This window comes from Lentilactobacillus kosonis (assembly GCF_003864335.1).
In the GTDB taxonomy this organism is placed as follows: Bacteria; Bacillota; Bacilli; order Lactobacillales; family Lactobacillaceae; genus Lentilactobacillus; species Lentilactobacillus kosonis.
The window spans coordinates 373,832-389,430 of the sequence record NZ_BEXA01000002.1 but is presented as its reverse complement, the minus strand read 5'-3'; the positions used below and the strand labels follow the sequence as shown (position 1 = coordinate 389,430).

The 15,599-nt window shown below is 38.5% G+C and carries 9 protein-coding genes and 2 pseudogenes; 10 read left to right on the top strand and 1 reads right to left on the bottom strand.

The genetic code is table 11. The features are described 5' to 3' along the window. Positions 1–40: 40 nt before the first annotated feature. The 6 genes and pseudogenes from dnaG to clpB all read left to right on the top strand — a co-directional run bounded on the left by dnaG (position 41) and on the right by clpB (position 8,900). Positions 41–1,879: a DNA primase gene (dnaG, locus tag NBRC111893_RS04875; RefSeq protein WP_225417605.1), complete on the top strand. Its 1,839-nt coding sequence runs from the start codon at positions 41–43 to the stop codon at positions 1,877–1,879. A gap of 33 nt (positions 1,880–1,912) precedes the next feature. Next, positions 1,913–3,037 (top strand): RNA polymerase sigma factor RpoD, encoded by a 1,125-nt coding sequence (gene rpoD, locus NBRC111893_RS04870; protein WP_125008201.1) that lies wholly within the window; start codon positions 1,913–1,915, stop codon positions 3,035–3,037. Between the two features lie 101 nt (positions 3,038–3,138). After that, positions 3,139–3,843 (top strand): tRNA (adenine(22)-N(1))-methyltransferase, encoded by a 705-nt coding sequence (locus tag NBRC111893_RS04865; RefSeq protein WP_125008200.1) that lies wholly within the window; start codon positions 3,139–3,141, stop codon positions 3,841–3,843. Beyond that, positions 3,833–4,948 (top strand): Nif3-like dinuclear metal center hexameric protein, encoded by a 1,116-nt coding sequence (locus tag NBRC111893_RS04860; RefSeq protein WP_125008199.1) that lies wholly within the window; start codon positions 3,833–3,835, stop codon positions 4,946–4,948. Before NBRC111893_RS04865 ends, NBRC111893_RS04860 begins: the two co-directional genes overlap by 11 nt. A 16-nt stretch (positions 4,949–4,964) precedes the next feature. Continuing rightward, positions 4,965–6,202 (top strand): annotated as a pseudogene (gene pepT / locus NBRC111893_RS04855) (peptidase T). Positions 6,203–6,313: 111 nt separating this feature from the next. Further along, positions 6,314–8,900, top strand: a pseudogene (gene clpB, locus NBRC111893_RS11970) (ATP-dependent chaperone ClpB). Positions 8,901–8,947: 47 nt separating this feature from the next. Here clpB and NBRC111893_RS04845 read toward each other — a convergent pair. Continuing rightward, positions 8,948–9,142 (bottom strand): DUF2929 family protein, encoded by a 195-nt coding sequence (locus NBRC111893_RS04845; protein ID WP_125008198.1) that lies wholly within the window; start codon positions 9,140–9,142, stop codon positions 8,948–8,950. A 122-nt stretch (positions 9,143–9,264) separates the two neighbouring features. On the opposite strand from NBRC111893_RS04845, the gene NBRC111893_RS04840 reads away from it, so the two are divergent. From NBRC111893_RS04840 to NBRC111893_RS04830, 4 genes are all read left to right on the top strand, one after another. Continuing rightward, positions 9,265–11,793 carry a DNA polymerase III subunit alpha gene (locus NBRC111893_RS04840; protein WP_225417587.1) on the top strand — a complete coding sequence of 843 codons (2,529 nt, stop codon included), beginning with the start codon at positions 9,265–9,267 and terminating at the stop codon, positions 11,791–11,793. Further along, positions 11,750–12,607 (top strand): OB-fold nucleic acid binding domain-containing protein, encoded by an 858-nt coding sequence (locus tag NBRC111893_RS11185; protein WP_225417585.1) that lies wholly within the window; start codon positions 11,750–11,752, stop codon positions 12,605–12,607. The genes NBRC111893_RS04840 and NBRC111893_RS11185 overlap by 44 nt, the downstream gene beginning before the upstream one ends. A gap of 227 nt (positions 12,608–12,834) precedes the next feature. Next, positions 12,835–14,577, top strand: a complete 1,743-nt coding sequence (gene pyk / locus NBRC111893_RS04835; RefSeq protein WP_125008197.1) for a pyruvate kinase — start codon at positions 12,835–12,837, stop codon at positions 14,575–14,577. A gap of 155 nt (positions 14,578–14,732) precedes the next feature. Beyond that, a complete protein-coding gene (locus NBRC111893_RS04830) occupies positions 14,733–15,599 on the top strand; it encodes a CvfB family protein (protein ID WP_125008196.1) in 867 nt (288 codons plus the stop codon).

Below are 15,599 nucleotides of genomic sequence, written 5' to 3'. Positions count from 1 at the left end.
GATTAGAGAGCTTTAAAGATGGGAGGCGAGGTAATTGGCAATGATCCCTGAGGAAGTGATTGAGCAGGTTCGTTCACAAGTTAATATTGTTGATGTTGTGTCACAATATGTTCAGCTTACTCAATCTGGGAAAAATCTGTTTGGCCTATGTCCTTTTCATGAGGAACGGACCCCATCTTTTTCGGTATCCGAAGACAAACAAATTTTTCATTGCTTTAGCTGTGGTCGTGGTGGGAACGTATTTAAGTTCCTGATGGAACTTGAAAACTTAACTTTTCCCGAAGCTGTTCGTAAGGTTGCTGACCTTCAAAATATTCATTTAGATGAAAAGTATGCTAGTGATGGTAATCAGCAATCCAAGCGAGAAAATTCAGTTGCGTTCCAATTAATGGATATCCACGAACAAGCAGTAACTTTGTACCATCATATTCTGGTGAACACCGAGTTAGGACAACCCGCTTTAGAATATTTAAAGCATCGGGGCTTAACTGATGAAACGATTGAAAAGTATCATCTAGGATTTGCACCAGGGCAACGATTGTTGAAGCCGTTTTTTGATGAAAAGAAAACTGATTTCCAGTTGCTTAGAAAATCAGGATTGTTTTCGGAGAATGATAATGGCGATTTATATGATCGGTTTGTTGACCGAGTAATGTTTCCTATTAGAAACGATAATGGTAAAACCGTCGCCTTTTCGGGCAGATTGCTTAGTAAACAACCAGATTTACCTAAGTATTTGAATAGTCCCGAAACTGAGATCTTTAATAAGCGGAAAGTATTGTTTAACCTTGATTCAGCGCGACTGAGTATTAGGAAAAACGAACCTGCCATCCTGTTAGAAGGATTTATGGATGTTATCTCTGCTGATCAGGCGGGAATTCATTCAGGAATTGCTTCAATGGGGACTAGCTTGACGGATGAACAAGTTTACGACATTTCGCGAATCACTAATGAAGTCGTGGTTTCTTATGATGGAGATACTCCCGGCCAAAAGGCGATCAAACGTGCGATTGACAGTTTCGCTAATAACTCTAAAATCGCGGTTAAAATCGTTACAGTTCCTGATAATTTGGATCCGGATGAATTCATTCGTCAGCGTGGGACTGATCAATTCATGGAATTGGTAAAACATGCTGCTTCACCAATCGATTTTGAACTAAATTATCTAAAAAAGCAGTATAATCTAGAGTCAGAAGTTGATTCTGGAAACTATATATCTGAAGCATTGACGGTAATTGCTAAGGAAGCATCACCAATCACTCGTGATTTGTATTTGAACAAAGTTGCTAGTGAGTTTAATGTTTCAAAAGAATTACTTAGCAGTCGGCTAGAAACTCTAACTGCTACTAATCAACGCCAGCAGTCACACGATGATAATAATTACCAGCCAAATATTGCTGTTGCTCCGATGAACCGGTCTGAACAAGTTAGTCGCAAATGGAATTTGATTCAATTTGCGGAAGCGAGATTGTTAAATCGAATGTTGCATGATCATGATATTTGGTTGAAAGTTCAAGGGATCGAAAACTTCGCATTTGTTGACGAAGAGTTTCAAATGCTGTATCTTTTGTCGGAAGGTTATTTCACTAAATTTGACGAGTATAATGTTGCTACCATGAGTAGTTTCATTACTGAAAATGCCTTGCAATCGTTGTTAGTGGAAATCGACTCATTGGATTTAGCTGGTGATTCCACCGATAGTGAAATCGATGATTATGTAAATTTAATTATTAATCGTGCGCCAGTTATAGATAAGATTGCAAATAAACGCCAAGAATTACAGGAAGCGGTAACGATTGGCGATGTTCAACGGCAACGACAATTGACAATTGAGATTGTTCAATTAGAACAAAAAAAACAGGCTGGTAAACATGTTTAGCATACTGGGAGGCACTTTGAATGGCAAAAAAAGATGAAACAAAAAAAAGGCGCAAAAACCGCTGAAAAGAAATTACCTTACCAAACAGAACTTAATGAAATCATCAAACATGATAAGCCAATTGGCCACGTTACTTATGATGAATTAAGTGAAAAAATTATTGAACAATATGCACTTGATGAAAAGGGCATTGAAGAATTATTAGAAAACGTTGAAGATAACGGAATCAGTGTCGTTGATGAAAACGGGGATCCAGATCCTCGGGCTATTGGGGCTGCAAAAAAGGTAACTAAGAAGGAACTTTCTGATGTGTCTGCTCCTACGGGGGTCAAAATTAATGATCCAGTTAGAATGTACTTAAAGGAAATTGGTCGAGTTTCATTATTGAGTGCGGACGAGGAAATTAACTTAGCCAAACGAATTGAAGATGGTGATGAGGAAGCTAAGCAAGAGCTTGCTGAAGCCAACTTACGACTAGTTGTTTCAATTGCTAAGCGTTATGTTGGTCGAGGAATGCAATTTCTTGATTTAATTCAAGAAGGAAACATGGGCCTAATGAAGGCGGTTGAGAAGTTTGATTACCGTAAAGGATTCAAGTTCTCAACTTATGCAACTTGGTGGATCAGACAGGCGATCACTCGTGCCATTGCTGACCAAGCTAGAACTATTCGGATTCCAGTTCACATGGTTGAAACGATTAATAAATTAATCCGAATTCAAAGACTATTCTTGCAAGATCTTGGTCGTGAACCATTACCATTCGAAATCGGGGCTGAAATGGTTATGCCAACTGAAAAGGTTAGAGAAATTTTAAAGATTGCTCAAGAACCGGTTTCTCTTGAAACCCCAATTGGTGAAGAGGATGATTCTCATCTGGGTGACTTTATTGAAGACCAAGATGCGACTTCACCTGCTGATCATGCCGCATATGAATTGCTAAAAGAACAGCTCGAAGGCGTTTTGGATACTTTAACAGATCGTGAAGAAAACGTACTTCGTTTGCGTTTCGGTCTTGATGATGGTCGGACAAGAACCCTTGAAGAAGTTGGAAAAGTATTCGGTGTTACCCGTGAACGGATTCGTCAAATTGAAGCTAAGGCGCTTCGTAAATTACGGCATCCATCACGTAGTAAACAACTTAAAGATTTCTTAGAGTAATTTAGAAAACAGGGATAGCTTAACTAAATGTTGAGCTGTCCCTGTTTTTTTGTATGGGGATAAATTATAATTGAGTTACCAAGCACATTGAGGAGTAAATAATGAATAGTACACATTTATCAGTCCGCCTGGCAACGGTTGGACAGCACGTTAAACCTGGTAGTCGATTAGCAGATATCGGCTCAGATCACGCATATTTACCAATTAACCTTGCTTTAAACGGTATCATTAACTATGGGGTTGTAGGCGAGGTTCGTGAAGGACCGTTAGAAAATGCCAAACATGAAATTACTAAAGCGGGGTTGGTAGATGTTTTACAGCCACGATTAGCAGACGGATTGGCTGCCATTCAATCTAGTGACGATGTCGATCACATTACCATCGCTGGAATGGGAGGGGCTTTGATTAGCCATATTCTTGAATCTGGAAAGGATCGATTAACTGGCAAAGAAACCCTCATTTTGCAACCAAATGTTGGCGAAGAGAACGTCCGACGATGGCTAATGCAAAATGGATACACAATCACCGCTGAAGAGATTCTTGAAGAAGATGGACATATTTATGAAATTATTGTTGGTCAGCAAATAGGAGTGGTTCCTCCATACAATTCTGAAGACTTATTCCTAGGACCCTTTCTACGTGTTGAACAAAATCAAACGTTTATCAAGAAGTGGCAACGGGAACTAATTCAAAAACAGTCAATTTTAAATAATATTGAGCAATCTCAACACACTGATCAAGATAAAGTTACACAATTTACTCACGAAATTAAAATGATAGAGGAGATCCTTAAAGGTGAAAGTTAGGCAAATTATTGAGCGGTTTGAACAGTTTGCACCTAAATATTTAGCAATGGAAAAAGATCCAGTTGGGCTACAATTAGGCTCGCTGGACGCAGATGTTTCTAAGTTAATGGTTACGTTAGATGTTAGACCCGAAGTAGTTGAAGAAGCTATTAGTAATGGAGTCGATTTTATTTTTTCTCATCACCCAATGATGTTTCGACCGGCTAAAAATTTAGATTTGTCTGATCCCCAGAACCAAATGTACGCGCAGTTATTACAGCATAATATTACGGTTTACTCAGCTCATACTAACTTGGACTTTGCTGATAATGGAATGAATGACTGGTTAGCTGATCAACTCGGTCTTAAAAAGTTGGTTGGCATGGTGCCAGGGTATATTGATCCGGTTTATCGGCTAACTGTGCAAGTTCCTAAGGTTTACGCTGCTGCAGTGAGAATGTCGTTAGTAGATGCTGGGGCCGAGGTGAACAATAAAGAATATCGTGGTTACACATATGAAATTGATGGAACGGTATTCTATGTGCCGAAGTCACTTTCTGATCCAGAAATTGGTACCGTTGGTGAACCAACTGAACAAGGGGATGCCCGGTTAGAATTCGAATTATTTAAGAGTAAAATTGATGTTGTTTTAAAAGCACTAAATGATGTTCATCCGTTGCAGCAACCGCTATACAGTTTGCTCAAGTTGGAAGACAAAGGTCATCGCTATACTATGGGGCGTGTTGGCGAGCTTGAATCTCCAATAAGCTTGGCCGAATTCACACAATTGGTTAAGGATAAGTACGGAGTTTCGGGTTTAAGGGTAATTGCTAATGATGAACAGCGACAAATTCAAAAAGTGGCAATCCTAGGCGGTGATGGTGGCAAGTTTTACCCACTTGCTAAGCGATTAGGTGCTGATGTATATGTTACTGGTGATGTTTATTATCATACTGGTCATGATATGCTAGCGGCTGATATGCCAGTTGTTGACCCAGGCCATCACATTGAAAGTATTTGTAAACCTAAATTAGCTGGAATGTTCAAGCTGTGGAAAGCACAACTGGGATGGGACATTCAAATTAGTGAATCACAACTTAACACTGATCCATTTACATTCAAATAATACTGGAGGAATCACAATGGCAAAGTATGAAGAATTAATTCCTAATTTTTTGAGTTTTATAAAGGAAAACACCCAATCAAATCCAGATTCTGAGACGATTCCATCTTCTCAAAATCAAGTTGAGTTTATTAAAAAACTTGCAAACATGCTGTCCGACTTAAAGCTAAATGATGTGCATATTAATCAACAAAGCGGTTACGTGTTCGCAACTATGCCAGCAAATATTGATGATAAAGTACCGACTGTAGGATTTATTTCTCATGTTGATACAGCTGCATTTAACTCTGAAAATATTAATCCGCAAATTATTGAAAATTATGATGGCAAGTCGGTGATAAATTTAGATAGTGCTGGTGAATACCAATTAGATCCAAGAGTATTTCCCAGTCTAAAAAAATATCAGGGCGATACTCTGATTACCACTGATGGTTCGACATTGCTAGGCGCTGATGATAAAGCTGGCGTGGCAGAAATCATTTCAATGCTTACTTATTTCCGAAGCAATCCAGATGTTAAACATGGAACCATCAAGGTTGGTTTTGGACCAGATGAGGAAATTGGAACTGGGGCTGATAATTTTGATGTTGCCGATTTTGGTGCTGATATTGCTTACACCGTTGATGGTGGTCCACTTGGTGATTTGAATTACGAAACATTTAATGCTGCTGCCGCTAAGGTTATGATTACTGGAACTGATGTGCATCCCGCTGAAGCTAAGGGAATCATGGTTAACGCGATTCAAGTTGCGATGGATTTTCATAGTCAATTACCAGACTACGATCGCCCTGAGAAAACTTCTGATCGCCAAGGATTCTTTCATATTGACGATTTTCAAGGGACAGTTGACCATGCAGAAATGAGTTATATTATTCGAGACCATGATCGTGATCGATTTGAGGCTCGTAAACGTTTATTTGCTGGAATTGCTAATCAAATGAATCGCGATTTGGTGTTGACCGCATCAAAATTGAACTTAAAGATCAGTACTACAATATGGGTGAAATCGTGGCTAAGCATCCGGAAGTCGTTGAAATTGCTGAACAAGCAATGAAGAATGTTGGTGTTAAGCCAAATGTGTTCCCAGTTCGTGGCGGTACAGATGGCTCGAAAATTTCGTATATGGGCTTGCCCACACCCAATATTTTTGCTGGCGGTGAAAATATGCACGGTCGGTTTGAATATGTTTCAATTCAGACGATGGAACGTGCTGTTGACGTAATTATTGAAATTGCAAAATTATATGTAAAAAAATAAACGTCAGGATTGGTCAAACTAAAGATAATTTGTTAGAATATATGCAATCAAGTTTGGAATACAAAGTTATTTCAAACTTTTTTAATTACAAACAAAAAGGTGATAATTAATATGAATCCAGATAATTTAACGGAAGCAGTTTCAACTGCGATATCATCTGCACAACAAATTGCAGTAACTAGAAAACAGCAAAATATTACCGTTGCTCATTTATTTAAAGCATTGGTGCAACCTGGTGAATTAGCTCGACAAATTTATTCTGAATTAGGTTTGGACGTTTCAGCGGTTGAAAAGGAACTTGATGATGAAATTGACGCAATTGCGGTCGTTGAAGGCTCATCAGTAACTTATGGTCAATCGTTATCGGCTAACCTCTATGAACTATTGCAGGATGCAGAACAGGTTAAAAATAAACTTGATGATAAGTATATTGCGGTTGATACTTTAACAATTGCGCTAATGCGATTGCATGGAGATAAGTTTAAGGATTATCTTACTGGCCAAGATATTACTGAACAAAAAAGTCCAAAATGTGGTAGAAAAAATCCGAGGTGGCCAAAAAGTAGTTAATAAGAATCAAGAAGATTCATATCAGTCACTTGAAAAATACGGAACTGACTTAGTAAAGGCTGCTAGAGAAAATAAGCTTGGCCCAATTATTGGCAGGGATAAAGAAATTCTCGAAGTAATTACGATTCTTTCCAGAAAGACCAAAAATAATCCGGTGCTGATTGGGGCACCAGGTGTTGGAAAAACGGCTGTGGTGGAAGGCCTGGCCAAGCGAATCGCTTCAAACGATGTTCCTGAAAATTTAAAGGATAAGACAATTTACCAATTGGATATGGGTTCACTAATTGCTGGTGCAAAATATCGTGGTGAGTTTGAAGAACGTCTCCAATCGGTTCTTAAAGAAGTTCGAAAATCAGATGGGCAAATTATTATGTTTATTGATGAAATTCATAATATTGTTGGTGCTGGTAAAGCCGAAGGCAGTATGGATGCTGGGAACATTTTGAAACCAATGCTTGCTCGGGGCGAATTACATTTAATTGGTGCAACTACTATTGATGAGTATCGTCAGTATATGGAGAAGGATAAGGCCCTAGAACGGAGATTCCAACGAGTTTTAGTCGATGAACCAACAGTTCTTGATACCATTACTATTTTAAGAGGACTTCGTGAAAGTTTAGAAATTCACCATGGGGTTCGCATTCATGACAATGCGTTGGTGGCGGCAGCTCAACTGTCAGATCGGTATATCACTGATCGGAATCTTCCTGATAAGGCGATTGACCTGGTTGATGAGGCATCGGCTGAAATTCGGGTTGAGATGAATTCACAACCGTCGGAATTGGATTCTGCTAATCGACAGTTAATCAGATTAGAAGTTGAAGAGGCTGCGTTGAAGCAGGAAACTGATGACGCATCTAAAAAGCGATTAGCAAGCGTTCAAAAAGAACTAGCGTCCATTAAAGACCGGGTTAATGAGCTAAACGCTCGCTGGGGATCAGAAAAGAAATCAATCCAACACATTAGTGATGTTAAACGCCAATTGGATCAAGCGAAAAACGATTTGGTCAATGCTGAAAATAGTTATGACTTAAATAAAGCAGCAGTGTTACAACATGGGACAATTCCCGATTTAGAAAAAGAAATCAACGAGCTTGAAAATAGTGATCAACACGATGACTGGTTGGTATCTGAATCAGTTACTAGCGATGAAATTGCTGGTGTGGTTAGTCGTCAAACCGGGATTCCGGTTAATCGATTGGTTGAAGGTGAACGTCAAAAACTGCTTAAACTAGCTGATAATTTACATCATCGGGTAATTGGTCAGGATGAGGCAGTTACTGCGGTTTCCGACGCTGTCTTGAGATCGCGAGCAGGTTTAGCTGATCCTTCAAAGCCATTAGGTTCGTTCTTATTCCTTGGACCAACTGGAGTCGGTAAAACCGAGTTGGCTAAGGCGTTAGCCGAAGATTTGTTTGATTCAGAAGATCACATGGTTCGAATTGATATGTCTGAATATATGGAAAAGGAATCAGTTTCAAGACTGGTTGGGGCAGCTCCTGGTTATGTCGGTTATGAAGAAGGCGGTCAACTCACGGAAGCCGTTCGAAGAAATCCATATACTATCGTATTATTCGATGAAATTGAGAAGGCTCATCCTGATGTGTTCAACATCTTACTTCAAGTTTTAGATGACGGTCGGTTGACCGATAGTCAGGGGAGAACCATCAATTTCAAGAATACGATTTTGATTATGACTTCTAACCTTGGTTCAGATATTTTGTTATCGGGAACTGATGAATCAGGTAAGGTTAGTGAACAGGCTAAGGAACAAGTCAATGCCTTGTTACAGGCTAGCTTTAAACCAGAATTTTTAAATCGGATTGATGATGTAATTACATTTGCACCTTTAACTAAGGAAAATATTAAGCAAATCGTACAAAAAATCATTGATTATTTATCTGACCGAACTAAGGCTCAGTCGATAACTTTGAAGATTTCTGATGCTGCTAAACAATGGATTGCAGATAATGGATATGATCCCCAATATGGTGCTCGACCAATGCAACGATTTGTGACTAGCAGGGTTGAAACACCGATCGCTAAGATGATGATTGGGGATGAAATAGAACCAGATAGCACGGTCTTAATTGATTTAGAAAGCGATCAACTAACATTTAAAAGTTAATAAAAATGCATAAAAAAAGTGGACCAATAAGGTCCACTTTTTTATTATTAAGATTTAGATACTCTGCTAATTAGTAAAATACCGTTTGTTGCGATAAAAGCAGTTAATGCTGCAACACAACCGATTTGACCGATACTGTAAGGCATTAATTCAAGTGCGGAAGCAATATATCCAATTACTTCACCAAAGATTAATGCCCAAAAAACAGTTACAATATTACAAATAAAGAACCTTTTTAACATTTTGCCCACCTCGCTAACAAAGGTATAATAGCACAATTGGCGCAGAAAATAAATAAAATCTGCGCGGGATGGATATTGATTCCTCTGCTATAATTATAATAATAAAAAAGGAGGCGTCCCGTTTGAGTTTTGTTCCGCTACGAATTAAAACAGCATTTAGTCTATTAAGAAGTCCAATTCGACTTACCGATTTGATTGAACGAGCAAAAGAATTAGGATACAGTAGTTTAGGAATCAGCGATCTGAATGTCATGTACGCGGTCCCATCATTTTATAATTTATGCTTACAAAATGGGTTAAAACCAATTATCGGCTTGACGCTCGACTTACCAGGGATGATTTTGTCCGATCAAACATATCCGCTAAGTTTGGTTGCTGTTAACAACGAAGGGTATCAAAATCTATTAGCAATTTCAACGTTAGTTAACACTAATGACGCAATTACCATCTCCCAATTAAAAAATATGTTATCTGGAACGGTGATTATATTACCCGCTTTAGGAGAAGTTAATGACTTAATTGTTCAAGGTAAACAACAACAGGTTGCAGAGATCATTACTAAGTTGACTAATATGGGCCAATTGCCAACAGATATTAAGTTAGGAATTGACTTTCATCAATCAGCCACTATTGTTGACACTTTGAGTAAGCTGGCTGCTGATAATGGCCTTAAATTGATTGCGGATGTCGAAGTTGATTATTTGAATAGCGATGATTTGTTCTTAAGTCGGGTGCTGGAATCGATTGCTGCCGGCACTAAGATTGAAAATGTGTTTGAAGCTAGCCGGAAACGAGGAGAATATTTTCTAAGACCTGTCGAAGAAATTGAGCAATACTTCACCGATATGCATCTTCAAGGGGCATTACAAGAATTGAATCGCCTAGTTTCTGATGCTAACGTGACGATTGATGTGCAAGAGGCTAAATTACCAAGATTTACAACTCCCAACAACTTGTCTTCTGAGGATTATTTACGACAAATTTGTGAACAAGGCTTGCAAAAACGATCTAAAACAGATGGTATTCAAAATGAGACTAATTATACCGATCGTTTAAAACATGAATTATCAATTATTCATTCCATGGGATTTGATGACTATTTTTTGATTGTTGAAGATGTGATCAGTTTTGCTCACCGGAATAATATTATTACTGGTCCAGGTCGAGGATCAGCGGCTGGATCACTTGTAGCCTATGTGTTAAGAATCACCGACGTTGATCCTATTAAGTATGATTTACTGTTTGAGCGATTTTTAAATCCTGAACGGATGCAGATGCCGGATATTGACCTAGATATTCCAGATACTAGGCGAGATGAAGTAATTCAATACGTTGGTAATAAGTATGGTCATGAACGAGTTGGCCAAATTATTACCTTTGGCACATTAGCGGCGAAGCAAGCAATTCGGGATGTTGGCCGGACGTTTGGCCTATCAGTAACTCAACAAAATCAGTGGAGTCAAGCTATCCCTAATGCCCTTCATATATCTTTAAAGGATGCTCAAGTCAATTCTCAACGACTACAAAACCTAATTAGCGATTCGACAATTAATGCTGAACTGTTTAGAGTTGCTAGTCAATTAGAAGGGCTGCCACGTCATTATTCCACTCATGCAGCAGGGGTCGTTTTAAGCGACGATCCATTAGTTAATCATGTTCCTTTGCAAAATGGAAATGAAGGGTTATTAATGTCCCAATACCCTAAGGAGTATGTTGAAATTTCCGGATTATTGAAGATGGATTTTTTAGGATTAAGAAATTTGTCAATTTTAGCCGATGTTTTAGGTGAGGTTAAAGATAATTCAGGAATTGAAATCAACCCATCACAGATTCCGTTAAATGATCCAGCTACCATCAAATTATTTGCGGAAGCAGATACTACAGGAATTTTTCAGTTTGAATCAAGCGGGATTAGGAATGTCTTAAGAAAGATCGCACCAACAACATTTGAAGATGTGGCCCTAGTTAATGCTTTATATCGGCCTGGACCTATGGAAAATATTGATGAAGTAGTTAAGCGTAAACATTCTGAAGAACCCATTGACCACATTGATGATTCACTAAAAGACATTTTAATGCCTACGTATGGCGTGATCGTTTATCAGGAACAGGTAATGCTAGTTGCTAACACATTGGCAGGATTTTCGCTTGGACAAGCCGATATGTTGCGACGGGCGATGAGTAAGAAAAAAATTAACGTGATGGAAGAAATGAAGGTCGCATTCATTAATGGTGCTAAACAACGCGGTCATTCTGAAGTAGTTGCTGTTAGAACCTTTGAATACATTGAAAAATTTGCTAATTATGGATTCAATAAATCTCATGCATTTGCCTATAGTAAAATGGCGGTTGAATTGGCTTATCTGAAGGTTCATTATCCTGGCGAATTTTACGTTTCATTATTAAGGTCCGTTCAAAATAATGATGTCAAGGTTAAGCAATACATTGCAGATGCTAAAAAGCGTCACATTCAGATTGTCGCACCTAGCATTAATCTTAGTCAGGATAATTTTATGATTACTGATAAGCAAATTAGATTTGGTTTAAGCAGTATCAAAGGAATTCGGAGTGATTTTGTCAAGGAAATCATTTCAGAACGTCAAACCAATGGTAAATTTAAGTCCTTTCAAAAATTTTGTCAGTCGAATTGATGAAAAATTCAGGAAAATCGACGCGATTGAAGCCCTAATTTATACAGGTTGCTTTGACGAATTTGCTAACAATCGAGCTGAACTACTTGCGGCAGCACCGGAATATATTGATTCCATCAATCTGGCAGGAAATTCACTTAGTTTATTTAAAGCACTAGAACCGAAGATGCCTCATTTGGATGATTTGCCTCTTACAGATAAGCTAACTAAAGAAAATGAATTGCTAGGAGCTTATATATCTGGTCATCCAACCGAAAGGTTTCAAAACTTAAGTAAGTTCGTTAAAATCGTTTCAGTTTCGGAATTAACTGCCACTATGAAGGATATTAAGGTCCTATTATACGTGACAAGAGTTAAGGTGATTAGAACTAAGACTGGTAAGCAAATGGCCTTTATTTCAGGTACCGATGCGTTCGGCGAGTTATCCGTTACGGTATTTCCGCAATTATTTAATCAAATTCAATCATGGTTAAAAAAAGATATCGTTTTGTTGGTAAGCGGAAACGTTGAAAAACGGGATGCGCTTGAATTGATTGCTAATAAAATTGTTCCTGCATCAAATGCATTGTCAGATTTCCAACGTAATCAACCTAAAATTTGGTATTTGCGGTTAACGAATGGTGTCGATAAGCGTGAATTGTTTGACCTAATCAAGCAATTGTCAAATCAAGATAAAATTTCACCAGTAGTTATTTATGACGCTGAAACGAAAAAGCTCACTAAATTAGAGAGAAATTTATGGTTGCCGACTGGTGAAGCAGTTAGTGAAGCACTCATCGACATTTTAGGGATTGATAATGTTGTTTATAAGTAAATTTATAATTCAATTTCTAATGGTGAAAGCCTTTTCTTTGTTGCTATTTATGGGTTCATATTTTTAGCTGAATAATGGCTGTTAAAAATGAGCAGACATACCGGTTTAAAAGTGATAAAATACTGGTTGAAATCAATTTGGAAAACTAATTCGTGTTGGTTATTGATAATCCACGAATTGGGTGTCCATCAAACAAGGAGAGATATTTCTTATGAAGAAAACTAAAGATCGTAAGTACGCTTGGTCCCGCAAGTACTGACGTTGACACTATTGCTCAACTAATCGAAGCAGGCGCAAACGTTTTCCGATTTAACTTTTCACACGGTGATCATGAAGAACATGAAGGCCGCATGAACAACGTCCATGAAGCAGAAAAGAAGACTGGTAAGACAGTTGGATTTATGCTTGATACAAAGGGTGCTGAAATTCGTACTACTGTACAACAGGGTGGTAAGCTTGAATTCCATACTGGCGATACTTTCCGTATCTCAATGGATGACAGCATCGAAGGTACTAAAGAAAAAATCGCAATCACTTACCCAGGATTGTTTGATGATGTTCATGAAGGTGGTCACGTACTATTTGATGATGGTTTGTTGGACACATTGATTGAAAAGAAAGATGACGCTACTCATGAATTAGTTGTTACTGCTCAAAACGATGGTCTTCTTGGATCACGTAAGGGTGTTAATGCTCCAGGTGTTTCAATTAACTTACCTGGTATTACTGAAAAAGATTCAAGCGACATCCGTTTTGGTTTGGATCATAACATCGACTTTATCGCTGCTTCATTCGTGCGTAAGCCTGAAGATGTTATGGATATCCGTGAATTGCTTGAAGAAAAGCATATGGAACATGTTCAAATCTTCCCTAAGATCGAATCACAAGAAGGAATCAACAACTTTGACGAAATCATCAAGGTTTCTGATGGTTTAATGATTGCTCGTGGAGACATGGGTGTTGAAATTCCTGCTGAAAACGTACCTTTGGTACAAAAAACTTTAATTAAAAAATGTAACGCATTAGGTAAGCCAGTTATTACTGCTACTCAAATGCTTGACTCAATGCAAGAAAACCCACGCCCAACTCGTGCCGAAGCATCTGATGTTGCCAATGCTGTCTTTGATGGTACTGATGCAACTATGCTTTCTGGTGAAAGTGCTAACGGTGATTACCCAGTTGAATCTGTTGCTACTATGGCCAGAATCGATGTTAAGTCAGAAAATGCATTTGCTGACTTTGGTACTCCTCGTCCAAAATTCGATGCTAGCGATGTTACTGAATCAATTGGTGACTCAGTTGCTCGAGTTGCTAAAGAACTTGGTATCCACACTATCGTTGCGGCTACTCGTTCAGGATACACTGCACGTATGATTTCTAAGTACCATCCAGATGCAGATATCTTAGCAATCACTTTCGATGAAAAAACTCGTCGTGGATTAATGATTAACTGGGGTGTTCATCCAGTACTTGTTGACGAAGTTAAGAGTACTGATGAAATCTTTGAACTTGCTTCAAAGAAAGCCGTTGAAACTGGTTTAGCTAAGGAAGGCGATCTAATCATCGTTACTGCCGGTGTTCCAGTTGGCGAAAGTGGTACTACTAACTTGATGAGAGTTCAATTAATTGGCTCAAAGTTAGTTCAAGGCCAAGGTGTTGGTGACAAGACTGTTATCGGTAAGGCCGTTTTAGCTAAGAGTGCTTCAGATGCTAACAACAAAGTAACTGAAGGTAGCATCTTAGTAACTAGCTCAACTGACAAAGATTACTTGCCAGCTATTGAAAAAGCCTCAGCAGTTGTTGTTGAAAATGGTGGTTTAACATCACACGCAGCGGTTGTTGGAATTTCTATGGGAATTCCTGTAATTGTTGGTGCATCAAATGCTACCAGCAAGATTTCTGATGGTGAATTAATCACGGTTGACTCACGTCGTGGAGTAATCTACCACGGTGCTTCAAGCTCAATCTAAAGAACTGTTAGTTAAAACTAGAAAGTGGAACGGAGATTTTCTCCGTTCCACTTTTTTGTTGCCTATATGCTACAATTGCTTTAAAGTAGTGTAATTAGCACTCACATGAAAAAGCGTGTAGAATGAACTTAATAATGTCTTGAATGGAGATTTATATGAACGAATTATTAGCAAATGTTTTAACTGGCAAGGTAACTGATGAAAATGATGACAGCTATTTTGTCCAAATTGAGGGAACAACCTTCATGTTATCCAAGGAAGAGATCGAAAAGCCTCTTAAACTAGGTTCAATGTTTACCGGATTTACTTACGAAAATGAACAGCATAAATTACAAGTAACCCGACAGGTTCCGGATATTAGACGGGACCATTATGGCTTTGCTACCGTGGTGAAGCAACACCACGGTTTGGGAGTCTTTGTAAACATTGGTTTACCTAATAAGGATGTTGTAGTTTCTTTGGATGAATTACCAACAATGACTAATTTATGGCCTAAGGAAGGCGATAGATTGATGATTGATTTGGAAGTTGACAACAAGGGCCGGATTTGGGGTCACCTTGCTGATGAAGAAATTTTTCAGGCAATTTCTCAACAACCCAAAAAGGTGGTTAATAATAAACCCATCAAGGGAACTGCTTATCGATTAAAGATGGCCGGTACTAGATTGTTAACTGATAACTATGAACTAGCCTTTTTACATCCTGATGAGCGAGTTCAAGAACCCCGTTTAGGCGAGGTAGTTGAAGGCCGAATAATTGGCCAATTGCGGGATCAAACTGTAAACATGTCTACTAAACCTAAGGCATATAAGGCAATTGACGATGATGCCGCAATGGTGTTGGCCGTTTTGCAACACAGCACCAATGGAGAATTACCATATTCTGATAAGAGTGAGCCTGAATCAATTAAAACTTTCTTTGGCATCAGTAAGGGTGCCTTCAAACGGGCACTAGGGCATTTGTTAAAGGAACGGTTGATCACCCAAGAAGATGGAAAAATCATTTTAAAAGATAGGGATTAA